The organism is Pseudomonas fragi, from assembly GCF_900105835.1.
Taxonomy (GTDB): domain Bacteria; phylum Pseudomonadota; class Gammaproteobacteria; order Pseudomonadales; family Pseudomonadaceae; genus Aquipseudomonas; species Aquipseudomonas fragi.
Genome location: NZ_LT629783.1, coordinates 591,010 through 616,228 on the forward strand (window position 1 = coordinate 591,010; position 25,219 = coordinate 616,228).

The window sequence follows — 25,219 nt, forward strand, 5'->3', positions numbered from 1 at the left end:
ATGTGGGTTTTGCAGGGTTGCGAGGCATTATGCCATCATACTTTTTACATTTGCGCGCTATTTGTGCAGCATCACCTGGGTGTGTTCACAACGGCTCGGTCATTGATAGGGAGGTTGTCAGGCGCTGCTGGCCGTCGATGACGAACTGCTTTGCTTGCTGGTGATCGCGATGAATCAACAGCGCGCCCATGTAACAGTCGAGCCCGCTGGCCATCGTTGGCTGAACCTCGATCTGGACGGCCGATGACGGCTATAGGCCTTATTGCTGGCAGGCGCCGCCTGTCGTGCGCGCTGAGATGTCTAGTTCGAGCTTTTCCTATATGCTCTGGCGCTTTGAAAGCCTGAACGCAAGGTTCGTGCTGGCAACAAACGTCACGTTCTGCGTATTCAGCCATTCCATCCCGACTTGAAACGCAGTCATGACCGAAAAAACCGCATCGCCCATTTATGAGGTCAGCGCGCGCATAGATAAATGGCAAGAGGGGCCATATGGCTTCTTCGGCTTTGCAAAAGTGCTGTCCGCCGACCCGCCTGCCGCCGAAGCGATTTACTTTGCCAGCGCAGCGAAGGCCCTACCCGAACTAGGTGAACCTTTTGATTGCAGCATCAGCGTCGTCAAAGACCGCTGGCGTGTGATTGCGCTGGCATCGGAACGCGAGCCTGTCGAGCAGGAACTGAGTGGGATCGTACTGAGCTGTTGCGGCAATGGCATGAAGCGCAGTTGGCGTATCGAACTAAATGCGCCAACGGATGAGACCCGTTTTGCAACGCTGACTACCCAAGTATTGAACCAAGCAAAGGTTGCGCATTTGGAGCACGGCCAACCGCTCTCATTCATGGCGCTGCTACCGCCCGAAGGGGACTGGAGCGTGACGAAGGTGCTGACGCCGTTGGCAGCGGAGGCGATCACCGACCACGCTAGCAACTGCGCTATTTTTGCACTCGCATTGACGAATTGGACAACGGACACCGATAAAAAGAGCCTCGCCTTCGCCGTCAATTCACCGCCCTCGAAGGTTTGGCCGCTTGTATATGTCCCGACCTCACTACTGTTCAAGCAGTCGATCCGCACCATCCATCCGGCTGACGCCATTGATGCTTCGGCCATCGCCTCTGCCAAGCCAACGGTGCTGCAGGCAGCGCAGGTATTGCAGTGTGGCTCGGCGCAAGAATTGGCCGGGTTGAGTATCGATTGCCTGCAACTGGCCCTGACTTGGGATGCTGCAGGCGCGCGCTGGAACTGCCGTCGCCTGCTTGCACCCTTGAGATTGCGTGATCCGAACCCGGGTGAGGTGATCGATTGGGTCAGCGCTCGTGTAACCGAGCTTGAAGCTCCCGCCAAAGCCAAGGTCGAGGAAACCGCTGATGTTGCAGAGCCCTGCGGCGATGACGAAGCCGACAGCCCTGTGGTGAAAAAAACGCAAGTGTCGATAAAGGTCAGGATGGATATCAATGACCCGCGTGTGGGGCGCGGCAACATTTCAGGTTACTTCACGACTTCGATCGTGGACGCCGCCGGCCTGGCCGAAGGGGTAACGGTGGTGGTGCGCATCAGCTCAAGTACTCCTCCCTACTGGAACGCAAAACGCCTGCATCGCTCTACGCCACTTCGAGAGGATCTATGAAAGCTCGCCAACGGATAAGTGACTTCCTGATCAGCCTGGCGTCGATGATCAATAACGCAAGCATCGACGAACCTCCAGCTACGGTAGTGGGCTCACAGCACCCAGCGGCTGCAGCGCCAGAGGCAAAGCCGCGTGCACCAGCACTGCCGCCGCAGAGCGTTGCCGCGTATTGGCAACGGTCTCTGGATTTCATTAACTTCAAGTCGTACAGCACCGACAAGTCCAAGGACTCTAACGCTGCCGAGCCATTGCTGGTTCTGCCCATCGCCGAGGTGCCTGACCTGGGAACGCAGGTAGATGAAAACGATCAGTCGCGCACCACCGTCGATGTTAATGTCGTGGTAGTGGTCTGGGAGATGAACGCACGCGGGCAGCGCGCGCTTAGGCGCCACCCCTTGTTGTCGGTGCCCGCGGTGCTGGTCGATGGCCAATTTTTTGCTCCCCGTAGCAACGCCGCGCCGATGCTTAACCCCGATTACCTGGCGCCAGACCAGGCTGCCAGGGGGTTTGCGATTGCCGAACGTGATGTTGCCAACGCACGTATCTACAAGGCCATGGCCGATCTGGCAGCTGATGACACCCTAAACCTGGACTGGGCCACGTGGTGGTCCGCCTGCCAGGATGTGATGCGCGAACTGCTTGAAGTCGATGAAGATGCTGGCGTTGAGCGTGAACTGGTGAAACTGGCACGTGAATCACGAGCGGCCAATAGCCGTAATGGCAAACCGGCCGAGTGGTCGCTGCAAGTTGCGGTGTTCGCCAGCCAGGGCGGTGGCTCGCAGGGTATGCGCGGGGTGTACTCGACCTATCTGGATGCAGCCGAAGCCCCGGTGGTACCGTTGTTCGACTCGTTTTGCGGCACCGAAGTTGCGCGGCAGACCCACGAGATGCCGGGCACCATCGCCAACCTGATCGTCGGGCATATCGACGAGTACGATGAAAGTAAAAGCAACCGTCCGTTGTTTCCGCTCGACGAATCGCAGCGCAAGGCGGTATGCGCCGTCGCCAGTCTTCAGGAAGGCGAACTGCAAGCCATCAATGGTCCCCCAGGCAGCGGCAAAACGTCGATGTTGCGGGCGGTGGTGGCCAGCCGATGGGTCAGCGCCGCGCTACAAAAGGGCGAGTGCCCGATCATCGTTGCCTGCGGTGCAACCAATCAATCGGTCACCAACGTCATCGAAGCGTTCGGCAAGGCGCCACACCCTGATGCCAGGCTGGCGCATGCTCAGCGTTGGCTCCCTGACTTACAGAGCTATGGCGCATACCTCCCTTCCCAGAGTGTCCTAAACGACAAGAAGAAGCAGGCCGAGCTGGCACGCTTCGTCTGCCTGATCCCTGGCCACGGCACTGGTATGCTGTGGCAGTACCGCAACCGCCCTAACGTGCTGGACCCACGCAAGGCGCTGGAATTCGAGGAGCAATACCTGCAGCGCGCGCGTGAGGTGCTGGGTAATGATCGCCTGAGCCGTTTGGAAGATGCAGTGGCGGCGGTCTGGGAAAGGCTGGCGGGCAATGAACAGGCAGGCCAGGCGTTCCTTGACGCAGTGAGTGCGCGCAGCGCGCGCTGGTTGCCTTTGATCGAAGCCGCAAAACCAGCTGATCCGACGGTATGGCCGGCTAAGCGACACGAGGTGGTTAGCGGCCTTATCGGTCAACTGCATGCCGACCTCGACGATGTCGAGGCCGCTCAAGGGCTGATGGATCTGACCTTCCGTAGCGATGCGTTCCATTGGGCGGCCCGCTATTGGGAAGGGCGTTTTCTGCTAGCCCAGCGCGAGCGCTTATTGTCGCAGCACCCGTTGAACGTCGAAGCCGCTTTGCGGCGCCTTTGCATGCTCACACCGTGCCTGGTGTCGACACTGCATAGCGTGGCGTCATTGTGCAAAGTGCAGCCCCCCAGCGATGGTGACCCCAACGTGATGCACCGCTTATCTCTGATCGATCTGCTGGTGATCGACGAAGCTGGGCAGGCCTCTCCAGAGCTGGCTGGCGCGGCCCTTTTGCTGGCCAAGTGCGCGGCCGTAGTGGGGGACTTGAAGCAACTGTCGCCAATCTGGAACCACAACAACCTGAGCGAAATTGCGGTGGCGGCCAGTGTTGAAGCGAGCGGCCTCATCAGCGGGTTGAAACAGTCGCGACGCTCGGTAGCCGACGGCAGCATCCTTGCCGCCGCGCGGCTGGTGTCGAAATGGCGCGAAGCCAATGACTTGGGCATTACCCTGCGCTACCACTACAGGTGCAAGCCAAGCATCATCGGCTACTGCAATGAGTTGAGTTACGCAAAGACATTGGTCCCTCGCACGACGGAAGGCGTTGCCTTGCTGGAGCCCGCCATGGCCTGGGTGGCGATCGAGAGTTTGCCGGGGCGTTCGGGCGGTTCGTTGAGCAATCCGCAGGAAGTCGAGCACATCACCAGCTGGATAGGCGAACGCTGGCCGATATGGCAGGCAGACGCTGAAACCCGTGGCAAACGATTGCAGGACATCGTAGCGCTGATCACGGCCTACCGTGCTCAGGCTGACCTGCTGCGCAAGGGGCTGGAAAAGGTATTCGAACGGCTGCGCGCCACGGCCGGTATCCAGTGGCCTACCGTCGATGACATCGAGAAGGTCACGGTCGGAACGGTTCATCAACTGCAAGGCGCGGAACGCCCGATCGTATGCTTCAGCGTGGTGGAAGGCCCGGAAGACGCCAGTGGCAGTTTCATGGATCGCGATGCGGCGCTGCTCAATGTAGCGGTTTCGCGGGCGAAATCATCATTCATCGTTTTTGCTCACCCGCAGCGGCTGTTTGCCGAAGGTGGCTCACAGGAAAGCAACACCCCTCTGGCACCGATCCATTTTCTCGGTGCGTATCTGCGCAGAACCACTCAAGCCCGCCTGTTGTATCCACGGCGCATGGTGATCATTGAGGCCGGAGGCAAACAACGTACGCTGGCGAACATGTTGGGCAAGACCTGTGCCGTGTTGACTACCGGCGGTGCGCTGCAAGGCCTTTCGCTCGACGGTGGGGTCGACATTGGCGCCGGCCTGGTGCCGTTGCCGCATCCCGAGGAGCGTGCACCGGCCTTCCTGGCAGAGGCCTTCAAGCTTCTGGCGGCGGTGGAGGATGTCATCATCGCAACCGACGACGACCGCATGGGCGAGTTGATTGCCTGGCAGGTCCAGCGTCTGTTGAGGGATGGCAGCGGCGATAAACCCGTTGCCCGTGTGCGCCTGGGTGCGATCAATGGCCCGGCGGTGCGTGGCGCCTTTGCCGCGCCAGGCCAATTGGACGAGGGCAAGGTGCTGGCGGAGGCGGTGCGCGAAACGATCGACTGCTTGGTGACGCAACGTTTCGCCCAGGCCACCGTGCTCAAGGCCAGCGTGGACATGGGCGAATTCCAGGCCCTGGTGGACTGTGGCGCGTGCTTGATCCCTGGCCAGTCCACCAGCCGCGTGCGCCGTGTTGGTCGGGTGCAGGCTGCGGTGTTGAGATTGCTGCTTGACCGTGCCAGGGAAAGCGCTCAGCACCAGGCCAGCAGTCGCATACGCGCCACGTTGGTAGTAGAGGGCGTCGAACTGCACGGTTATGTGCTGAATTTTGACGAGCAACGCGAACTGACCAAGACCCACGACGTGGCTCGCATCATTGAGAAGATCAAGCCTTACTGTTTGAAGGTAACGCAACAGCCGGAAGTCATCCGCGAGCGAATCAGCGTGCCCCATGCAGGCACTTTTTCCGTGCTGGCCGAGGCGTGGCGACGCTTCCGGCATCTGCCTTGGGACAGTATGATGGCGTTACAGGCGCTTTATGACGGCTCATGGTCATCCAGCACTGAGGCAGCGGATGGCTTCGAGCCCGAGCAGCCGATCGTCGTTTCGAATGAGCAAGCGGGCCATCCGCCAATCATGCCGCTGGACCGCGCTGCGTCGCCGCAGGTGCTTAGCGCGGTGCTGCACGATCCGGTCTGCCGCGACATCTATACCATTATCTGGGAGCGTTTCCTCTTCGCTGAAAGCGCACAGGATACCGCACCGATCATGACCGACATACGGGTCGACTACCGTTTCGATGGGCTGGAAAGGTCGGCACTCGGTGTGCGCTTTGAGGGCGTGGGCTGCACCTCGCTCACTCAGGAGCAACTGGTTTTGTTGCTTGAGGGCGGCGCGCCGGGCAATGACGCCGAACATCTGTTGACTTATTACCCTGACCTTACAGGCCTGCAAGCGACTTTGCAGGCCGAGTCTGCCGGCTTGTGGCGCATGTCGCTCGACCGCTTATTGCTGGAGATGGAGCGTGCGCAAATCGGTCGCCCGTCGACCTGCTCGGCGTCTTTGCAGGGCTTGATCGAAAAGAAACTGATCGAACTTCCGATCGACAGTGGCCAAGTCCGTTTGACCGAGATGGGAGTCAAGACCGCACTTGCGCTAGAAATGATGGAAAACGCGCTGTCGGCACCTGGGTTCTCCGCCGGGCTGGCCCAGCGGCTGGTGGCCATCGAAAAAGGCGATGAGGGGCCGCAGGAAGTGTTGGGCGATCTGCTGGGCTTGTTGATCCCCGATTGCGCGGATGAAGCGGCGTTGCGCAGCAAGATCTGGAACTCCCTTGACGCCCTGCAATCGGCCCAGGACCGCCACCCCGTGCAGGTGCGAGGCACGGGCATCATCAGTGCTCCGACAGCAAGGGGCTGGGCATGAGTGGTGGTGTTACCTCATACCCACGTACGGGCGGCGGCGGCGGTTCTACCGTGCAGCAGATCAACCAACTGATTGCGCGGTTGACTGCGGCGCTGGGTACGCAATCGCTGCAGGTACAGGGCGACCAACTGATCGTCCTGCTGCAGCAGTTCGCCCTATCCGCAGCCACGGCGCAAAGCATCGTGACCCTCGCTCGGCGGGTGCGCGACGCATTGTTCATTGCCCGCTGCAATGGCAACTTGCCGGTTGCCAGGCATCTGGAGGCGATGGTGATCTGCGCGGACGCATGGCGCACGGTATTTCCGCTAGCTGCCACCGCGCTGGGACCTCGTGCCGCCAAGGCCGAATTGGACCTCGCACAGCACAAGGCTAATGGTGGAAATACCCAGCAGTTGCGGGCGATCAAGGAAGAAATGGGCGTGATCGCCTGGCAATACGAAGCCTCTGCATTGCTAGGTGAAGATTTGTCGGCGGGGGTTGCGGGCCAGGCCACTCAATTGGGTACCAGCAAATACATCGGTGCGCGTGACGCTAAAAACCGGCTGACATACCTGGAGTGTGCGGGACCCTACAACGTCAATGTGCTGCTGTGCATCCACGTACCGAGCGCAGGCAAGCCGCTGGTCCTCGTGGGCGAGGCTAAGGGGGGCAAGAGTGCGTACGGTAACGTCGAAAGGACGCCGGCTTTCGTCAACTCAACCGGGCTTACTGGAGGGCGCATCAGCCAAACGGACCTGCTTTACGCGCCCTCTCGGGCGCTGTACATGGTCAACGCCTGCGCGGCAGGTGCCACGTCGGCCGGTCAGCCGGAACTTGAGGCGCGTCGGGACGCGGGGAACATCATTCTGCAAGCATACAATGCACTAACCTTGTGTTATATGACGGCCCGTGGTGATGCTGCGATCGGGTCGCCGGTCTCTGCTAAAAGGGGATATCTCGAATGCCAATGACCAGCGAGCAGTTGGAATTGCTGCGCAACTTAGCCAAAGCCACGCAGTTGCGTTATCTCGACGCTGTCGAGCAATGGGAGCGGAACTGGCGCATTGCGCGTGGCAGCAACAAAGTCATGCCAGTGCTGGCTGGCCGTATGGGCCTGGTCGACTACATGGCGGCGGCTCAGATATTAGATGACCAACCCGCCTATGAAGCAGCGGCCACAACAATTTTAAGCCATGCCAGTGAACTGGCCAGCCTGTTCAAACCCCTGCCCGAAGTGCTGCTGGTCGAACTGTCGCTGGCCATCATTTGCAAACAACGCAGTGCCCGGCGCGCGGTGGCCAAAGCTGTCAGCGCAGCCAAGCTCGACGACAACGCAGTGCTGTATGAACGCTCCCAGGCGTTGATGCTGGCGGCGTTGGTCGATCTCGATCATGACCTGGCGCGCAAGCTTGCTGGACAGCTACTTCAGGCATGCGCTGCACGCCAGTTTGACAAGGCGACGACCGAGCAGGCCGAACAGTGGGCGGTTGCCACCAGCAAATTGGCGGACCGTGACCTTGAAGGTTGTGCTACCGCACTCGCGGCATTGCAGGCGCTGCACTTCAAACGCATTGAACGCGAGTTGAGCCGCCTGAAACGTGGCGCGTCTTCGGCGCTGATGGCATGCGACCTGGTGGACTTGCCTGGGAATGCCCTGAGGGTGCTGTTGAGTGAGTCAGGTTACAACGCGCAGCAGGTTGGTGCCGCCCAGGTATGGGAGATGCCAAGCACCTCGACGGTGGTTGTCTGATGGGCGTGATCTTCGAGTTCTACGCAATACCGGCGGACTTGGTGCCGGACCCGCTGTCCGGGGAAGCCTATGAAGTGGACGGACACCTCAATTTCCTGAAAAGTTTTTCCGTCAACTCGCACTCGATCGCCGAACTGTTCGACGCACTGACTGGCACCGACTTGGCGGGGTTGATAGGCGATGGCAGCGATATGAGCCGTAGGGTTAGAGTACCTCGCACTAAATTTACGGGGTTGCTTGCCCAGACCGCGGCTTGGGCTGTCTCGGCTTCTCAGTTGCTGCTTGATGCACAAATCGCTGTTGAAGATGCTGTCGAGGAAGCGGAGTTTCTACAGAAGGATCTGTGGGTTGTGGTTATGTAAGCACCGGGCGATTTTTCGATTACGTACACAAGGTGCGCTCTTCGTTGAGCGCATCTTTTTAAGGCGCTGAAATTTACCTGCACCTCTGTCCCCACTCACTCTGGAGTGCAGTGGGTTCAGTTACAAACTCTCCGGATCCCCGAAAAACATTTGACTACAGCTCTAAGACGGTGGTTTCAGGATGAAATAAACTAGCGGTGCCCCCAGTTTTGCCCCCGCTCGCACGTAGTACACGAGCGAGCGAGAAAGGGGATACCTGACAGAATTCCAATATGGCACTGGGTGGCTTTTAGTATAACTCCACATTGGAGTTATATTGAGAGTTGGTGCTCATCGTGTATCGAGCAAGGTCGCTCTCGGTCGAGATCAGCAACCGCGACCTCTTTGGCGCTGCTTATCCTGGTGATAAGCTACTTCGCCATTACTGTGAATACCGGATGCTGTGCCCTGTCTGCCGATTACTATCCCACGCATACACGAGCCACCGATGGGCTGGGTAGCTTACGCCAGAGAACATGCATGCCCCGATTCGTTTACTGCAGCAGGCGATGGGCGAGGAGGTGCGTTAGTACTTCCAGATCGAGGTTGATGGGGTGTTCAGTACTGCTGTGTCTGTGAGAGCTCGCGCGTGTCGAGCGCGAAGAACTCAAGCCGCTCCTCTCTAGCAGCACTGCACTGTTTGTCGCGGAAAACTGGAGGGGGACTTTACTGCGTTCAAACCGTGCATTACTCATCTTCCCTAATGCGGCGCTGAGGCGTCGGCACTTACTCATAGCCAAACGTGCGATGCGCAATATAGCATAGGGCTACCATCGTGCTGCCGCCGATGGCCCATAAAGGCTGCTACGCGTCATTGAGGCACGCCTAACGTTCACCGCCCTAAAGAACCGCCTGCTTCAAACGATAACCTGGCATGCGCTTACGTCGAGCCCCCCGGCTTGTGAAGGATCTGCACCCAATGGATTGTGAATTTGATTCGAATCGACAAGCCCGTAACCTTTCTACTGCCCTTTGATCGGTACAGCCTGACGCTTTCGCACCGCTTGCTGGACAGCATGGGGGGCGTATCGCGTTTTTTGCTGAGGGCCATCGAACAGGAGCTTTCGCTCGCCGCGTTGATCGAGGTCACGGCGTTGAGCGAGGCAGTGCTGCTCAACCAGTTGGCGTACCTGCAGGCTCACCATTATCTGCAGGTAGAAGAGGGCGATGATGGCCTGCTTTTGTGGCTGACACCGCGAGGCGCTTCCATCGTGCAGGTGGAGCGCTTGCTTGAGGACTCGCGCCTCAGTATCTGGATGGATGCCTTCACCCTCTCTCGCCATGCGGTGCACATGGTGATGTTCGACGACTGCGCGACATTACCACCTCCCATGCCAGCAGATGATGCACCCTCGGCCGTTGTCGTCAATGTGCCTCGCCGAACAGGGCGGGCAGGGCGACCTCGGCTCTTCGATGATGCCAACCGCCTGAGGGGGCTGCTTGAGCAGAGCGGGCTGAAACAACTCCTCGAACATTGCTGGGGAGCCGATTGCGAATTGATCGCCAGTGAGTTCGAACACTGGGAGTTCGAACTTGGTAAAGACGAGGGTGAGCAAGCTGAGTTGCAGGTGCCCGTCGAGTATGCTGCGGGGGAACTGCTGCTGCGCTTGAAGACATCCAGCAATCAATGCAAACCAGACGCGTTGCCACTGCTGACCTTACCGGTGATCGAGCTTACACACTCCTTTAAGCGGGTTGCGCATTTCCCATGGCCAGTAGACCTGCCGCCTACGTGTGTTCAGCGGCTTGAGTTGGTCAGCTCCGGCACCTTGACCCGGTTCGCGGAAAACGAAGTGGCCGAGGCCGAGGATGCCAGGCATTCCAAACTACCCATGTGCCCTGAAACAACCGTCCCAGCAGCGCTTGGCACGGTGACCGTGCCGTCAGGCATCTCCATGCAAGCCAGCACCAGAACTCTGCGGCTTTTGTGTTCCATGGATGAGGTGCAATTTAGCCGTCATCTGCAGTGCACCCCTGACGCATTGATCCTGTCCCATAACCTCATGACGACAGAAACGGCGGAACTAGCATGATCACTGTCAACGTATTCGCGACCTTGTTCGACTGGGACGATAAAACCACGGAGCGGGTCAAGCGAGCCAGTGGCGTGACACGCACCCTGTATACGATGGCTCGCACGGGAAAAGCAGCCGCCAGCCCGCTGATTTTCGTCGAGGCGGGGCTGGCATTTCTGGATGCCTTGGGCGCTTATGCAGATTATCGCCAGGCTAAAAGTAAAACACAGGCGCTGGAGGCCGAAGGTGAAGCACTACGCCGTGAACTCAAGGAACTCGAGAAGCAATTCCGGATACAGGCCAAGACGCGAGACTTGAAGTTCATTGCGCAGATGGACGCGTTGCGCAATCAACTGGAGGAACGTGACGTGAAACTGAGCATCGGGGTTGCGAACCTGGAGAAACTGGGCAGGCATATCAAGCGGCTGGGTGATTATGTGACCCAGCAGCGGTTGGAGTTGGCGCCCAGTTGCGTGCCCTTGTTGAAATTGGAGCGCACCTATTATCAGTTGGTTGACGCACAGCTCAGTGCAGCACTCACGCTTGTAGACGAGTAAGGAGCCCACTATGAAAAAGGCAAAGCCGCAAAAGACTGCATCCGACGAGAAGGCAGGCGACAGCGAGAAGGTCACCTTGAAAAAGCTCGACCACGCCGCGGGTATCGTCAAAGCCGCTCTTACCACGGGCGGCAAGCTTGCCGATTGGGGTAAGCAAGCCACAGCGAGCAAAGCCTCGATTGAAGGCAGCAGGGCGCGCGTGCGCGCCGCCGAGGAGAAGACCCAGCAGGTGGCATGGAACGCTACGCAAAAGATGCATGAAACCGAGCGCCTGCGGCAGAAGGATTCCAATGAGCACACCCAGGCAATGGCCAAACTGCAGATGGAGCATGAGCAGATGGTGACCCTCGACCAGGAGCGGGGGCGTGTCCTCGATAAGATGCTGGAGGAGCCCACTAGCCTTGACCAACTGACGCACAGCTACCGCGCGCTCATTCCACCCAAGCCCTGAGACGGACGTCCTATGTATCAATACGTTGCCGCCGGCCTGTTCGTACTAGGTGCAACGGCTGTCGCCTGGCTCCTGGATCGCGAAACCGATGAAGAGCGCGAGTTGCATGAGGAATTGGAACGGCGTAACGCCCGGGCTCGCAGTGACTATCAGGCAGCCAGCAAGGCGGACGCCAGGGAGCAGGCGCGCGCGTATGAAAGGGCCGCGCTTGGGTTGAAGGCAGAGTATCAAGAGTACTGCTTCAAGTTCCGATCCCGGCTCCAGGGCCCCGCCAAAGAGTTCGACGCGCTGGCGCAACGGTTGGCCAACGACTTGGCAGATGTGTCGATCAGCCCCTACAGGCGTAACGCATTACGCCTGCTGAGCGGTCGTCTGCAAGACACGCAAAATCGCCTGGCTGGCTTTTTCGCGTACTGCGAGTGGTACTTGCACACCTTGGAAAAACTCGCCCAGCGGCAACAGTTCAGTGACCTGATGAGCATGGCGCAGCCGCAGTCCCGGCTGCCTGACGACTGGTTCTACAGCGGTAAGGTGGTCTTGGCATCAGTCGCGGAAATAGATCATGCCTTCAACGCCTATCGCCAGAGGCTTGAATTGCGTGCGGAGAAACAAGCTGACGTTTGGACCGACACGCAACAGCGCTCGCTGATGATGCAGTATCCCGATCAGAACGCTGTGCCGGTGCAGATGATAGGCAACGCAAAACGGCCGGACTTCTTCAAAGCCTGTGTGTTTCGTGGCGCCTTGCACGCCGAACACATACTTGAAAACGTGCCGTGCACAGCCTTCATAGAAAAAGCGCGAGTATCGCCACAGCATGGCGACGGTTACACCGTGCGATGTTTTCCAAGCTTCTGTTCCGTCGACAAACAGCAGGCCGCGAACGCCGGTATCGTCGCATTCCTGCCGCGCAGTGAGTCGAGCTTCCCCGGCAAGATTTACCCCCGTGGCGAGCGTATTGAGGTTTACGTTCATTACTATGATCTGCTGTTGAGCAAGGACCAGGTGACTGTGACACAGCACCCAGAGTCACTTCGTTACGGCGAACAGAGTACGGCGCCGGTGTTCATCCACGTGGACACTGCCGTACACGACCTCGAAGGTCTGGAGCGTGAGAGCGTCGGCGTGCAGTGGCAGCTACGGAGTACGGTTGAAGTCGATGGCGTGCTGATCGTCTCTCTGCAACTTGGCGCGTGGCAGGTCGAGGCCAAGGTCAGCGCCAAGCACGCTCAGCTAGAGATCTTGAGCGTGACACGCACCGGTTTCGACAGCGTTGAGCTGGATACTTTGCCTTGCCCGGTGCGGTTGATCGACTTGAAACTTAAGGACAGCGTCTTCTGTGATGCCTTGCAGTTCGAAGCTTTTATGACTTTTTGCCGTCAGCAGTCGCTGTTCGCTGGTGATGGCCTAGCACGCAAGTGGGCTGGGCAGTTCTTTGAGCGGTGGAATGCGGTAACTGATTACCTGCTGGCTGAAACTGGGCATGTCGTTTTCAGTTTGAGTGACGTTACCGAGCTGGATGAGCGGAGCCTAGAATGCTCCTGCAACTTGAGTCTGGACGACGGCCTAATGAAGCTGATCGAAAAGGCACGGAATACGCCACGGTTGTTCATAGAGGAGCTGTTCCTGAGTGCCAATGGCGAACAGCGCTGGTTGCAGGTTGCCGAGTTGCACGGGGTGCCAGAGGCCGTTGCTTCAAAGCGTTATGAAATCGAGCATAAAGGCCTGAAGCGGCCGGCCCCCAATAGCGGATACCTCGGCCTGCAGCCGTCTCAGCACCGAATCCGGTTCCCTAACCGGGGTGAGCTGGCAAATCTGGGAAGGCAAAAGGTCGCACACCAGGGGTTCTTGGGGGGGCGCCTGGTAAACCGGGAGCTGCAGCAGATCCTGCTGATGCCGGACCGGTACGCTCCGAAACCCGATCCCTTCTGGAGTGAACGGGTCGCTGATGGCTTGAAGTGGCGAGACCCCAATTGGCAGGAACCTGGCAAAGCGATGGCCGCCAAGCAGGTTATCGAGGCAGCCCTCATCGAGTCCAATTTGTACTTGGTCCAGGGCCCCCCAGGTACAGGCAAGACCACCTGCATCGTCGAATTGTTGCACCAGTTGTTTTTCGCAAAGCCAGACTCCAAGATCCTGGTAGTTTCACAGCAGAACACAGCGGTGGATAACGCCCTGGATCGTTTCCTGGAGCAGTTTCCGGGCTTCAGTTCCAATGTGCTGCGCATAGGTAACGACGTTGACAAGGTTCAAGTCGAAGTACAGCCGCGCATGACCGAGAACGTGCTGATGGAGTACCTACGTGCGCGCCAGCAGGACTACAGCCTGGCCAGTCTCGAAAACCCCGTAAAAGCCGATTGGATCGAAGCCTGGATGGATAGCATCTACCATCCCTCCGACCAGGGACGATCACAGTTCGATGACGAACTGGCTGAACTCGTTGTCCAAGATCACGGTTTGATCGGCGCCACCTGCGTGGGGCTATCATCACGGCGTTACGGCATGGATCGGCTCGCGTTCGACATCTGCATCGTGGACGAAGGGGGGAGGGCAACGGTTCCCGAACTGCTGATTCCGCTGATGCGCAGCCGTAAGGCAATCATTATCGGCGATCACTTCCAGCTTCCTCCGAGCATCGGCCGTGCCTTGCTGGAAGCCGACGCAAAGACGGCGTTGCCGTTTCTCGAAGAGACATTCCTCAAAACCAGCTTTTTCGAGCAGCTGTATGAAAACCTGCCAGCGGCGTGCTTCGGCAGGCTTGTGGAACAGTTCCGCATGGTCGAGCCAATCGGGGATCTGGTGGCTGATCTGTTCTACACCACAGATAACGTGAGGGGGTTGCACAATGGAAAGGTGCATAAGCGCGAGCATTTCCTCGACCGGGAACACTGCCTCCGCTGGGTGGATGTTCCTCATGGCAAGGAAGGAAACGAGGGCGACGGAGGTACCAGCTTGTTCAATGATGGGGAAGCCAAGGCGATAATTGACTTTCTGACAACGTCCGCACAAAAACTGGCTGTACGCCAAGCTGATGCACCTGACAGTTTTGAACGCAAGACCGTCGCAATCATTACCCCTTACGGCGCTCAAAAACGCCTGATCAACAAACTGTTCTCTGTGCTTAAAAAGAACTTGGCTGTTATTGACCAAGTGTTCGAAGTAAAGATCGATACGGTGGACAGCTTCCAAGGAAGCGAGGCGGATATCGTGCTGTATTCGACGGTTCGGACACAGGGGGGAATTCGTTTCCTGTTGGACCGGCAACGCCTGAATGTTGCGTGCTCCCGGGCGCGGGAGAATCTAACGTTCTTCGGCCACGCTCAGTTTCTGCGCAGGCAGGAACGCGGTAAGAACGCGTTGTTCAGTTTGATCATAGATCGTAGTGCGAGGGCCACGGCATTCAATCGTGCTTTGGCCAAGGTGGAGAAGAAAAAAGAGTCTATTGCTTCGCGCGGGTAGGCGACTGCACGCATTTTGACAATGTCGGGGGGAGCTGTCAGGACTGACTACAGTTAGCCGCCATCGAACACATTACAAGGATCGTCATATGAACCAAGCCGTGAGCGAACGGCAATTTGCCCCACATCTGTCGCTTGACGTGGAGGGCATAACCGTTGCTTCCACGAACCTGGACAATGTGTTCAACGCCAGGAAGATTCCGTCCAGCGACGGCAGCTGTATTTTCGGCAGCCTGAATTTGCCTGAATATCAACGGCCCTATCGCTGGAGCGAAGAGCAACTGGCACGGCTGCTCGATGATTTACGAGGTTTCTTCAGCACGGATGCGCCGGGTCACGATTTCTACCTTGGCAGCATCATCCTGCACCAGCAAGGTGGCGACGGCCGTGAGCGTGGCATTCTGAATATTATCGACGGCCAACAGCGCATCACCAGTCTGGCGCTGCTTCATTGCCTGCAGAAGGGCGACAAGGGCGCACCTGCGTTGGAATTCAACTCGCCAGAAAGCTATCGGCGTATCCAGCACAATCTTCGGTGGCTAGAGCAGCAAAAATTACCGCGGATAGACTTCTCGCGCATCAACGTGACCCTGGTCGTCACGCGGCGAGAAGACGATGCCTACCGCTTTTTCGAAACCCAGAACACTTCTGGTGTTCGTCTGGGCGGCGCGGACATCATCAAGGCTTATCATTTGCGCAGCGTGATTCCGGCTACGCAGAATGATTTTGCCCGGACCTGGGAGCGCCTCGGCGATCTCAAGCCTCTGGTCGCAACGCTGATGAAGTCCCGGCATTGGCAAAGCCTGCGCTGGCGAAATGTTGCCAGTGATCGTGACCCGCTGCTCGAGCGCAAGCAGATCGTCACGGAGCTCGCCGAGCGAACGCTGGCGAATACCGCCGATATTGCCTATCGGCCCTTGCAGGTGCACCGCGATGCCTGGGGTAAGGACATGCATAGCGTCCAGCCGGGGTACGCAATGCGACAGCCCCTGGGCTCTGGGGTTAACACGATGCGTTACGTCGCCTACTTCCATGGCCTTCGCCAGACGTTGCTCGACGTCGGTGAAGCACCACCTAAAGGCTCGTTCGCCTACTACTACAAACGCTTGTCCAAGGATGCGTGCGGCAGCGTGTTCCTGAGCAGGGCATACGAATGCGCTTTGCTGATGTATGCCAGCCAGTTCGGCACCGCCCGGCTGCTCGAAGTCAGCCTGTGGATGTTCCGGGTGATCTTTTCGATGCGCCTGATCAGGGAGGTCAGCGTACGGGAAGACGGTGTTCAAGCGCACATCAGGGACAATCCGCTGATGGACTGGATCGCCAGCAGCCATAGCGAAGATGAGCTATTGGAGTACTTGCGTAGCTATAAATACACGCCAACCGGGGCGGGACTCGATAAACACAGTATCAAGAAGCGCTTCGTAGAGTCGGTTTCCATCACGCTTCACTTGAACCTGCCGTGGCCGAACCCGATCCGTGTCGCCGCTGAATACGATGCCGAGCTGTGTGCCGCCATCAAACGAATCAGCCTTGCTGACATTGCCCGCCAAGGAGGCAAATGATGAGTGCTCAAGTCCAGTCCTATGTACAGACTGCCGCTACGCTGTGCCAGCAAGGTATATCGCTGACTATTCCCTGCTATCAACGCCCGTATGTCTGGCCCAGTGACGACGTGGAGGCTCTGCTGGAGCAGATCATCCTGGCGAGCGAGCGCGATGCCGACGATCAACCCGCACAAGCGCATTACTTTTTCGGCACCGTGCTGACCAGCGAAGTGGTTCCGGGTTCGACTTCTGATGCTGCCATCGTCTACGAACTCATCGATGGCCAGCAACGAATGACGACATTGATGGTGCTGGCGCTTGCTCTCTGTTCGTTGATGCCATCTTCGCCGCTGCGGTCGCTGGTGGTCCTGGGCAATGCTCCGAGACTTACCTTCAATATTCGTGAAGAAGTCCAGTCTCGGTTGAGCGCCTGGGCGGGTTTGACGGCGGACATTGAGCCGGATGAAAAGGAGGTTTCGAATCCCTACCTCATACACTTGCGCGCTGCCCGAAAAGTAGCCTGCGACAGATTCAAGAGGTTGCAGGCCAAGGGCGGCGAGCAAGCCCTTGAGCGCGTCGGGGACTACCTGTTCAACCACGTGACCTGGGTCAACAATGTCATGCCCGCGGGCATGGACCTGAACAAGCTGTTCGCGACGCTGAACACCAGCGGGCTCCAGCTTGAGCAGACGGATATCCTCAAGGCTCGCTTGATGAAAAGTATCAAGCAGAACCGTGCCACTTACGAAGGCATCTGGCAGGCCTGCGAAGATATGGGGAATTACTTCGAGAAAAACCTGCGCGATGTCTTCGCGGGTACCCATTGGGGGGCTTTGAGGTTCAACGATCTTGCGGATCATTCCTTCGACCATTTTACCCTTGAGCGCCCTGCAGACGGCTACGCAAAAGGCCGCACGATCAGCGAAATACGTTCGATGAAAGTGAAGGACGAGGCGGTTGAAGTGCCGCGCGAGAAGGATGAGGCTCGCTATCAGTCAGTCGTCAGCTTTGGCCTGTTGCTGATGCATGCCTTTCGAATTTATCGGCACACTCAGAACAGGCGTGATATCAGCTCACGGCTCAACGACAGCAACCTCAATGAGTGTTTCTCCGGCTTTATCGAAACGGCCACTGCGGCGCAAGCCAAGGAGTTCATGGAATGCCTCTGGAACGTGCGATTTCAGTTCGACCGCTGGGTCGTCAAGTGGGTGCGCCTGGGTGAAGAAGATGAACGCACCTTGCGCCTGAGCACCATCAACAATCGAAGCAAAGGCAATGGCCCCGATTGGCGCACGGTCACTCAGGATACTTCCGACTTGAGCCAACTGCAGAGCATGCGTTACCTCACGGGTGAGCGCAGTGCTCAGTATTGGCTGACACCGTTCCTGGGCAGGCTGGTCGACTCGCCTGATATGAAGGAGCATCAAGTGCTGGCGTTGCTCGAACAGATCGATAACCAGCTCTCGCTCACCGAAATGACCCAGAAGGAAGCGAGCTATCGGCTGTTGTCCAGTGACACCGCCGAGCCGGTGCCCATCGCAACGACAGTGGCTTATCTCAAGGAGCCCAATGGCACGAGTTTCGAGCACTACTGGTTCCAGAAACTGGAATATATTCTGTGGCGTGAACGCAGCACCTTCAACTGGCTTGACCTTGAAAAGCTGCACCTGTACAGGATTACGTCGAAGAACTCGGTCGAACATGTGCATCCGCAAAACGAAGAGTTCCGCAGGACATTACCTGACGAGTTGCTACACGGATTCGGCAATCTGGTACTGCTCAGCCCGGGTGAAAACTCCTCGTACAGCAACCTGGCGGTACTCAAGAAGCAAGCGGCATTCCGCGCCAAGCCGAAGTACGACTCCTTGAAACTTGCGCACATGTTCCACGTGCTGGGCAAAGGCGACGACTGGGGGCAGGATCAGATCAACGAGCATGCGCTAGCGATGCTCTCGCTCATCGAGACGCACTACGGCACGTGAACCTTCTGCCGTAGCCGGGTGCATCCGTCTCGCCTCGCTATCGACGCGAGATGGATCCCGTCATCTGCGGGCCGCAGACACATCAATCATTTTTTAAAGGGAATTGGCAGACAGATGGATCGGACGGCCTTTCTCGCGCAGCCGGATGTGCGAAGTTTTATCGAGTGGCTTCAAGTGGAGCTTCCCCGGCTAGCTGTGCACCTGCAGTTCCCGAAAAGCAGGTTTGTCGACGATGGGTTGAACCACAAGGTCGTAGGCATCGAAAAAGTGCACGCACTGTACTGTTGGGGAAGTGTTTGGCACGACTACCAAACCGGGAAATGGGTGAAGTCTGCGAACTGGGCCAGCACGAAGGTATCGCTCGATCTGCTTCGTATCCGGCTGACGAAAGCGCTGGCTTTGAAGTGTGACAACACTGCCTACAGTGCATGCCTGGCGGTATTGCAATGGGGCGGCGTTCGCGGAGCTATCCCTTTTCTTTACCAGCTCCGTCGTCATGGGAAGCTCGTACATTACCTCGATAGCTGTATTCCGCTTTTCGACCTGAATTCCATTCAGAAGCTCTCCCAATTGGATGCGAGCAGCATCCTGCGTTTCGATGCGGGGCTGACCAAGATTCACTCGTTGCTCGACAAGACTGGTTCGCCGATCTATGACAGCCGAGTTGGTGCAGCGATCGCCATGCTGTATGCACTTTACCGTCAAGGCAAGAAGACGCCAGCGCAACTCAGATTCCCTTCAGGTGCGGCGCGTGGAGCGCAGATCCGTGATCCTGGTGCATTCGGTTTCGCAAGGTCGCCGCAGTTCTTTTCCGAGGCTGTACCGAGCTATTCATGGGCGCGCAGCCAGCTCGAGCTCGGTTGGATCATCCAAGTGACCCTTGCCGGGGCGCCGACGATCTTTGCTGGTTCGCTGCAGGAGCGCAGTCATTGCTTAGAGGCGGCGCTGTTTATGATCGGCTATGACCTGCGCTGTCTTCTGTCGGCGCCCATGGTCAACCGTACAGTGCTCTCGCCCAGCCGTGGACGTGGAAGAGGCCGACACCGGGGTACTTGGGTGCCAACCAGTGTCAACTTTCCGCAGGTGCTTGGTGACTACTTGCAGTGCAGCCAGCCCGCCGGCCATGCCGTCGAGTTGACGGAGTTCAGGCAATGGCAAGTAAAGGTCAGGGGATATGCCGCAAGTACTGCGCGGTCGTATTGCACGCCACTTCGACCCAGCGAGTTTGACCTGGTCAGTTTCAGCCTTGAGGAGCTTCAGCGAATCGCTGACGGTGGGGCGCAAGGGTTAGTAACCCTCAGTGGTGGTAGCGAGCAGTTCATTGTGGGAGATGAGTATGAGCAGGTGTACCTCACTAGCGTGTACTTGTGCGCACGCGTGATCGAAATGGCTCGAGAGTATTCGGTTCAGCCCGTGCAAGTGCTGATTTGCGCTGGATTCGCTGGCAATACAAAGACTGCGAGCCTGATTATTCGCACGGGAAAGACACTGGGAAGACATTTCGATTTACTGGACGATGTGCAGGCGACCGTACTTTTCAAGGTGTTTTTCGGTCAGGCTTTGATTGAATTGGACCAACAGCTGATGGCAGCGGTGAAAGTCATTCAATCCGGTATTCGTGCATGAAAGTTGGGGGCTGAATCTGCGGAGAGCCGTAACGTATTATCCGCCGCAGGCAGACGGAATCTATGCGGATCGGCACTCTAGCAGATTAACCCTCAGCGCTTCGAGTCGCAGTGTAGTCAGTGAGTTTTAATGACGGCACGGTAGCTATAGCTCATAGGGAACAAGCCCAAATGATGATCCAATGGCATACCAGACGTTTTGCCACCGAACTTGCACTAGGTCGGTTCCGACGAAATGAGTCTCCTGGTTTCCAAGGCGCAGGAGCTTGCCATTGGCCAAGTACTTATTGGTAGACAAACCCACCTGTCGATCGCTGAGCTGTTGAGGTAGGACAGCTCGAAACGGGGCCGCGTAGACCGGGTCATCCGCGACCAGGATGAACTCATCGAACAGGTGAGCAAAGGCTTCCATGTGCTCACCTAGATCAAGGGTGTACCAGTCGCTTGTCAGGGTATTGAACCTGACCTCTCCAGTTTCGTATTCCATCACCAAGCTGTTCAGGTGATCGATTTCGTTTCGGTCTTCCGTTGGGCAAAAGACGAACACGGTGATGAACGACTTTTCGTGAAGCCAAGAAATCGCATGTGGAATGATGCTCTCGATCGATTGGGGTTCCAGAGTTTTGTCTGGATGAATGTCCCGATAAAAACTCAGCGCCAAGTGCATCTGCTTCATTACGAATGTGTAATCGACGTACATGACACGATATTTCGCTGGAGCCCGCTGCATGCGCTCAAGGTAGATTTGCCTAACATCCGCAACGCATTGCTGCACATCACGGTTGATCTAACGTCCAGTGAAGCGGATCACTGAGTAACCAGCACGGGTAAGGTACCGCTGCCGGATCGCATCCTTTTCGAGCTGTTCCTTTGTCGAGTGATATGCGTGGCCATCCAGCTCGACAATCAGCCGTGCATCTTTGAGAATGAAGTCGACCCTGTATCGATGATGTTTTTCGGTGTCTCCGAACCAGTGTTCGCTCTCGATGGCACTCGCGAGATCCTCAATCGCGTTCTGGAACTCCTGCTCGATGTAGGACTGCCCCCGGTCGTAGTACCACGAAGGCGGAGTCTCATCAGTGGGGTGGCCTGGGTACTTCATTCGTCGTCTCCGCTGACATACTGTCCGGTTGCCGTTGACTGCGTACACATACCACCGAGTATGAATGCTCTCTACGACTGTAGAGGGCGTTAGGGTGCTGGTGAATGGCCGCAGTACTCCCTGTTAGATTTCGTCTACAGCCCACCTTACGATGCTTTTTACGAAGTGTGTCAACGGTGCTGATTCGATTCTAGGCGCCTATGCGCGTAACTTGTCGAGTAGTTGGGTAAGGTTTTCTGAAGGTAAGATCGCCCCTTTGAATTTCGAGGAGATCTGGGTCGGCACGCCGTACTCATCCAACGCGGTGAGCAGCGGATCATGGAACAGATTTTAAGCTGTTCGGCGAAAAAGCCAAAGTCCCCTGGCTCGATGCCCCTGCGGGTCAAAACGTCCGCTTGGATCTTGCTCAGCGCCATGATGTCTCGGGGAGGGCGGTATGAAATGACGTTGCGTATGAGCTTGAGCCGTTGCCCTATCGACTCGTTGGGAGTCCGGTCGGAGCTATCCTCAGCAATAGCCTGCTGGAGATAGGCTTGGAAGTTTTTCTGGGCTCTAAGGGCATTGATATGCTAGGCGAGTTGCAGCCCTGAATGGATAACGTACTCCGGCAGCCGATGAGGAAGGTGCTCATATATCAGTGTACAGAGGTACTCAAGTTGCTTTTGCTCTGGGTTGCCCTTCCATGTAAGCCATACGCGAGCCTGCGCGAGCTTTCGCAGAATTCGGTCGGCCAATTCGACCTGGCGTTCGACTGGAATGTGCCTGTTTTCGATTAGCGTCGCGACTGACAGCTGGGGAGTCGCATAGGCAACCTCAAGACGCTGCCGCGACTGGTCAGTGAGGTAATCGGGTTCGAGTTTTATGAGTAGCCCCATAGGGGACGTCCCGTCTTGTAAGCCGATTGGATACTCGACTATTTGGCTTCGATCGTCGGTTGATGAATCCAGAGGGTTGGCGGGTTTTGGCGCTGCCTTCCAGGGTACACCTGAGACGATGTTCACTGATAGCATGTGGCCATTGATTAATCAGCGCTGATTTTCACATTTAATTTGGTGAATGCAATGGCCGATGCTGCAGGGATGTACTTAGACGTTTATCAAAGCTGGAAGCAACACCTCTTCAATTTCAACCTGTCAGTCCGGGAAACCAATACGCCAGGCTTGCGTAAGCCTCAGCTTGCCGCCCTATACGCTTCACTGGGCCACCTGGTGATGTCTCCGGCCACGACCGCAACGATCGTGATGCCAACGGGTACCGGCAAGACCGATACCATGCTTGGTCTGCTTATCGCAGGGCGGTTGGCAAGGACATTGGTGCTCGTCCCGTCAGATGCCTTGCGCTCCCAGCTTGTCGAAAAATGCCTCGGACTGAAAAAGCTTCGGGAGATCGGTGCTGTTTCTGCCACAGCACTTAACCCTGTGGTGAGGGCGATCGGCTCAGGAATGTCGGCTGAAGATGTGCAACAGCTTGCCGAGGCGAATGTAATTGTCGCTACCCCGCAAGCATTGCAGCGATTCGACACAGAGTCCCTCCAAGCCTTGGCTGAGCTCTGCAGCCACCTGATCATCGATGAAACCCATCATGTGGCAGCCATGACATGGGGGCGGGTGAAAACCGCGTTCAAAGAGAAGCCATGCCTGCAGTTCACTGCTACGCCTTTCAGGGAGGACAATCAGCCCCTCGAAGGCAAGATTATCTACAACTACCCGTTGAAGGATGCGCAGATCGATGGCTACTTCAAGTCGATCGAATTTCACCCAGTGCGCGAATACAACCTCGAGTTGGCTGACCAAGTGGTTGCTGATAAGGCCGTAGAGTTGTTGCGAGGCGATCGAGAGCAAGGCTTTAACCACCTACTGATGGTACGTGCACGATCGCAAAAACGTGCTGAAGCCCTGTTTGAACTCTACAAAAAGCATGAAGACCTCTCACCCATTCTCATCCACAGCAAGGTGCCGAATCGGGTCAAGCTGCTGGGTGAAATTGTCGAGAAGAAATACAAGATCATCGTCTGCGTGGACATGCTGGGCGAAGGCTTCGACCTGCCAGAGCTGAAAATCGCGGCTATTCACGACCAGCATCGCAGTCCGGCAGTCACGCTACAGTTCATCGGTCGGCTAACCCGGGTTGATGACACGCTAGGCGACGCCAAATTCGTCTCAAACATTGCCAACCAGAAAGTCGATTACCAGATGGCAGTGCTTTACAAGGAAAGTGCCGACTGGAGCGCCGTGATTCGAGACGTGAGTCAAGACAAGATCGCCCGCGAAATCGAAAAAGAGACGTTCACTGAACAGTTCCCGGATGATGCCGACTCCGAGGACATTTTCGGGTTGAACCCCAACCCCAAGATCAGTGCGATCGCCTACCATGTGGAGCGCGACCAGTGGCGGCCAGAGAAAGCGAATCACTTCTCGCAGAAGAAAGAACCGCTGCAGTTCCTTTCTATCAACGACGATTCAGACACCATCATCATGGTGACGCGACGAGAAACACCCGTCGGATGGGCTCAGACCTCGGCGATTGTGGACACGAACTGGATTCTGTACCTGGCGTACTACCACGCGCCCGACAAGACGCTCTTCATTCACTCCTCTGGTGATGAGTCGCAAGCGACGCGTTTTTTGAATTTGATTGCAAAGGATGCCAGGCGAATCAACGGCGAGCCTACCTTCCGAACCCTGCACGACATCAAGCTCATGAAGCTGCAGAACGTGGGGCTGTCCAGGACACGCAAGGATCTGAGATTCACGATGCACGTCGGGCGGGACATCAATACCGTCATCAGTGAAATCGAGAACGGCACGGCGAAAAAGTCCAACATCTTCGCAACGGGCTATGAAGATGGACAGCGCACCACCGTTGGCTGCTCTCACAAAGGGAAGATCTGGGAGATGAACTCTTCCAGCATCATTTACTGGATTGAGTGGTGCAAACGTGCCTCGCAGAAACTCAACGATGCCTCGATCAACCCTTCTGAAGTGCTCAAGGATGTGATTCGCTCGGAGAAGATTGAGGGAGCCTGGCCAACTGGACTCTTCTATGCTGATTGGCCTGAGTCCATTGCGATCGAAAACGAGCAGAAAATTTCGCTAGCGTTCAACGGTGAGATTTTCAACCTGCTTGATGTCGAGCTTGGCAAACCTCGGCGAAGCGATGACCTGACACTAGAAGTGCCCCTCATCGCCATTGCAGTAGATGGCACGGAGCGTCAGCTGCCTGACATCACGATACGGTTACTGAACGACAGCTACAAGTCCTCCTGCCCTGGGGTCAAGATCATTTTCGCCGAAGAGAGCTCGTTCGAGTATTACCTGGATGCGAACCCTTTGGTCCTGCTAGCCGTGGACGGTTCGATGGTCGAGGGCAATTACCGGTTCTACACACCCAATAGCTTGGACTTGAAGCTTCCTATAGCGCTGATTGAGGCTTGGGACTGGGGGACCACCCAGATCCACAGCGAGTCGATGAGGGCAACTCGTAACATGGACACCGTCCAAGGGTTCACCTACAGCCGAATTGAGGACGACTATGCATTCATTTTCAACGATGATGGCGCAGGTGAGATTGCGGATTTAGTGGCAATCAAAGAGAGCAAGGACGCAATCTTTGTCGACCTTTACCACTGCAAGTATTGCCCCCAAAAAGATGGCGAGGCTCGACCTGGCGCTCGCGTGAACGATGTCTACGAGGTCTGCGGCCAAGCGTCACGATCGGTGAAGTGGCTGCACACCGAGGAAAAATTCTTCAATCGCTTGATGGGTCGGTACCAGCAATCGCTGCCGAAAGGGTTCGACAGAATCCTCAAGGGTGACCCCATAGATTTGGAGCTGCTTCGCAACAAGTGCCACGACCACGAGATGATTTTCAGGTTCGTGATCGTACAGCCTGCCATTTCAGCAGCGAAAATCTCCGCTGATCAGCTTGCTGTCCTCGGCACGAGTTACTCCTACATTAAGAATGTATCTGGTTCAGATGTCCGGGTCGTAACCAGTGCATAACAGAAAGGTGGGCACCACATTGCCTCCGGCTTCTTGGCCAGGTGAATCTG

General features: G+C 56.9%; 16 protein-coding genes. 13 read left to right on the forward strand and 3 right to left on the reverse strand.

Annotated elements, in window-relative coordinates; translation table 11 throughout:
* Positions 1–85: 85 nt before the first annotated feature.
* On the reverse strand, positions 86–214 hold the full coding sequence (locus tag BLU25_RS23825) for a hypothetical protein (protein ID WP_016780832.1): 129 nt from the start codon (positions 212–214) through the stop codon (positions 86–88).
* A gap of 205 nt (positions 215–419) precedes the next feature.
* On the opposite strand from BLU25_RS23825, the gene BLU25_RS02695 reads away from it, so the two are divergent.
* The 12 genes from BLU25_RS02695 to BLU25_RS02750 all read left to right on the forward strand — a co-directional run bounded on the left by BLU25_RS02695 (position 420) and on the right by BLU25_RS02750 (position 20,067).
* Positions 420–1,625, forward strand: a complete 1,206-nt coding sequence (locus BLU25_RS02695) for a hypothetical protein (RefSeq protein WP_016780833.1) — start codon at positions 420–422, stop codon at positions 1,623–1,625.
* The gene (locus tag BLU25_RS02700; protein WP_083369509.1) at positions 1,622–6,304 is read left to right on the forward strand and encodes a DNA topoisomerase; all 4,683 of its coding nucleotides are present in this window, start codon (positions 1,622–1,624) and stop codon (positions 6,302–6,304) included. The genes BLU25_RS02695 and BLU25_RS02700 overlap by 4 nt, the downstream gene beginning before the upstream one ends.
* Complete coding sequence (locus tag BLU25_RS02705; protein WP_016780835.1) at positions 6,301–7,254, forward strand: hypothetical protein; 954 nt, start codon at positions 6,301–6,303, stop codon at positions 7,252–7,254. The genes BLU25_RS02700 and BLU25_RS02705 overlap by 4 nt, the downstream gene beginning before the upstream one ends.
* Positions 7,245–8,033, forward strand: coding sequence for a hypothetical protein (locus BLU25_RS02710; protein ID WP_134048440.1), 789 nt, complete (start codon positions 7,245–7,247; stop codon positions 8,031–8,033). The genes BLU25_RS02705 and BLU25_RS02710 overlap by 10 nt, the downstream gene beginning before the upstream one ends.
* A complete protein-coding gene (locus BLU25_RS02715; RefSeq protein WP_016780837.1) occupies positions 8,033–8,395 on the forward strand; it encodes a hypothetical protein in 363 nt (120 codons plus the stop codon). The genes BLU25_RS02710 and BLU25_RS02715 overlap by 1 nt, the downstream gene beginning before the upstream one ends.
* 971 nt (positions 8,396–9,366) lie before the next feature.
* Positions 9,367–10,467, forward strand: a complete 1,101-nt coding sequence (locus BLU25_RS02720; protein WP_016780838.1) for a hypothetical protein — start codon at positions 9,367–9,369, stop codon at positions 10,465–10,467.
* On the forward strand, positions 10,464–11,006 hold the full coding sequence (locus BLU25_RS02725) for a hypothetical protein (protein ID WP_016780839.1): 543 nt from the start codon (positions 10,464–10,466) through the stop codon (positions 11,004–11,006). Before BLU25_RS02720 ends, BLU25_RS02725 begins: the two co-directional genes overlap by 4 nt.
* A gap of 10 nt (positions 11,007–11,016) precedes the next feature.
* A complete protein-coding gene (locus BLU25_RS02730) occupies positions 11,017–11,457 on the forward strand; it encodes a hypothetical protein (RefSeq protein WP_016780840.1) in 441 nt (146 codons plus the stop codon).
* A 12-nt stretch (positions 11,458–11,469) separates the two neighbouring features.
* Entirely contained in the window at positions 11,470–14,916 is a 3,447-nt protein-coding gene (locus BLU25_RS02735; protein WP_016780841.1) for a DEAD/DEAH box helicase, read from the forward strand.
* Positions 14,917–15,004: 88 nt separating this feature from the next.
* Entirely contained in the window at positions 15,005–16,477 is a 1,473-nt protein-coding gene (locus tag BLU25_RS02740) for a DUF262 domain-containing protein (protein ID WP_016780842.1), read from the forward strand.
* Entirely contained in the window at positions 16,474–18,441 is a 1,968-nt protein-coding gene (locus tag BLU25_RS02745; protein WP_081481039.1) for a DUF262 domain-containing protein, read from the forward strand. Before BLU25_RS02740 ends, BLU25_RS02745 begins: the two co-directional genes overlap by 4 nt.
* 114 nt (positions 18,442–18,555) lie before the next feature.
* Positions 18,556–20,067 (forward strand): hypothetical protein, encoded by a 1,512-nt coding sequence (locus BLU25_RS02750; RefSeq protein ID WP_016780844.1) that lies wholly within the window; start codon positions 18,556–18,558, stop codon positions 20,065–20,067.
* 144 nt (positions 20,068–20,211) lie between these two features.
* Here BLU25_RS02750 and BLU25_RS23695 read toward each other — a convergent pair whose 3' ends face one another.
* Positions 20,212–20,766, reverse strand: coding sequence for a hypothetical protein (locus BLU25_RS23695; RefSeq protein ID WP_016780845.1), 555 nt, complete (start codon positions 20,764–20,766; stop codon positions 20,212–20,214).
* Positions 20,767–20,853: 87 nt separating this feature from the next.
* Positions 20,854–21,168 carry an endonuclease domain-containing protein gene (locus tag BLU25_RS23700; protein WP_016780846.1) on the reverse strand — a complete coding sequence of 105 codons (315 nt, stop codon included), beginning with the start codon at positions 21,166–21,168 and terminating at the stop codon, positions 20,854–20,856.
* Positions 21,169–22,229: 1,061 nt separating this feature from the next.
* Here BLU25_RS23700 and BLU25_RS02765 point away from each other — a divergent pair.
* Positions 22,230–25,169: a DEAD/DEAH box helicase gene (locus BLU25_RS02765; protein WP_016780848.1), complete on the forward strand. Its 2,940-nt coding sequence runs from the start codon at positions 22,230–22,232 to the stop codon at positions 25,167–25,169.
* Positions 25,170–25,219 lie beyond the last annotated feature (50 nt).

Bases quoted from the DNA above. Each gene is read 5' to 3' on its own strand.
- BLU25_RS02735 (WP_016780841.1), top strand. From the start codon at position 11,470: ATGTATCAATACGTTGCCGCCGGCCTGTTCGTACTAGGTGCAACGGCT.
- BLU25_RS02730 (WP_016780840.1), top strand. From the start codon at position 11,017: ATGAAAAAGGCAAAGCCGCAAAAGACTGCATCCGACGAGAAGGCAGGC.
- BLU25_RS02695 (WP_016780833.1), top strand. From the start codon at position 420: ATGACCGAAAAAACCGCATCGCCCATTTATGAGGTCAGCGCGCGCATA.
- BLU25_RS02765 (WP_016780848.1), top strand. From the start codon at position 22,230: ATGGCCGATGCTGCAGGGATGTACTTAGACGTTTATCAAAGCTGGAAG.
- BLU25_RS02715 (WP_016780837.1), top strand. From the start codon at position 8,033: ATGGGCGTGATCTTCGAGTTCTACGCAATACCGGCGGACTTGGTGCCG.
- BLU25_RS02705 (WP_016780835.1), top strand. From the start codon at position 6,301: ATGAGTGGTGGTGTTACCTCATACCCACGTACGGGCGGCGGCGGCGGT.
- BLU25_RS23825 (WP_016780832.1), bottom strand. From the start codon at position 214: ATGGCCAGCGGGCTCGACTGTTACATGGGCGCGCTGTTGATTCATCGC.
- BLU25_RS02740 (WP_016780842.1), top strand. From the start codon at position 15,005: ATGAACCAAGCCGTGAGCGAACGGCAATTTGCCCCACATCTGTCGCTT.
- BLU25_RS02700 (WP_083369509.1), top strand. From the start codon at position 1,622: ATGAAAGCTCGCCAACGGATAAGTGACTTCCTGATCAGCCTGGCGTCG.
- BLU25_RS02745 (WP_081481039.1), top strand. From the start codon at position 16,474: ATGATGAGTGCTCAAGTCCAGTCCTATGTACAGACTGCCGCTACGCTG.
- BLU25_RS23695 (WP_016780845.1), bottom strand. From the start codon at position 20,766: ATGTACGTCGATTACACATTCGTAATGAAGCAGATGCACTTGGCGCTG.
- BLU25_RS02750 (WP_016780844.1), top strand. From the start codon at position 18,556: ATGGATCGGACGGCCTTTCTCGCGCAGCCGGATGTGCGAAGTTTTATC.
- BLU25_RS02725 (WP_016780839.1), top strand. From the start codon at position 10,464: ATGATCACTGTCAACGTATTCGCGACCTTGTTCGACTGGGACGATAAA.
- BLU25_RS23700 (WP_016780846.1), bottom strand. From the start codon at position 21,168: ATGAAGTACCCAGGCCACCCCACTGATGAGACTCCGCCTTCGTGGTAC.
- BLU25_RS02710 (WP_134048440.1), top strand. From the start codon at position 7,245: ATGCCAATGACCAGCGAGCAGTTGGAATTGCTGCGCAACTTAGCCAAA.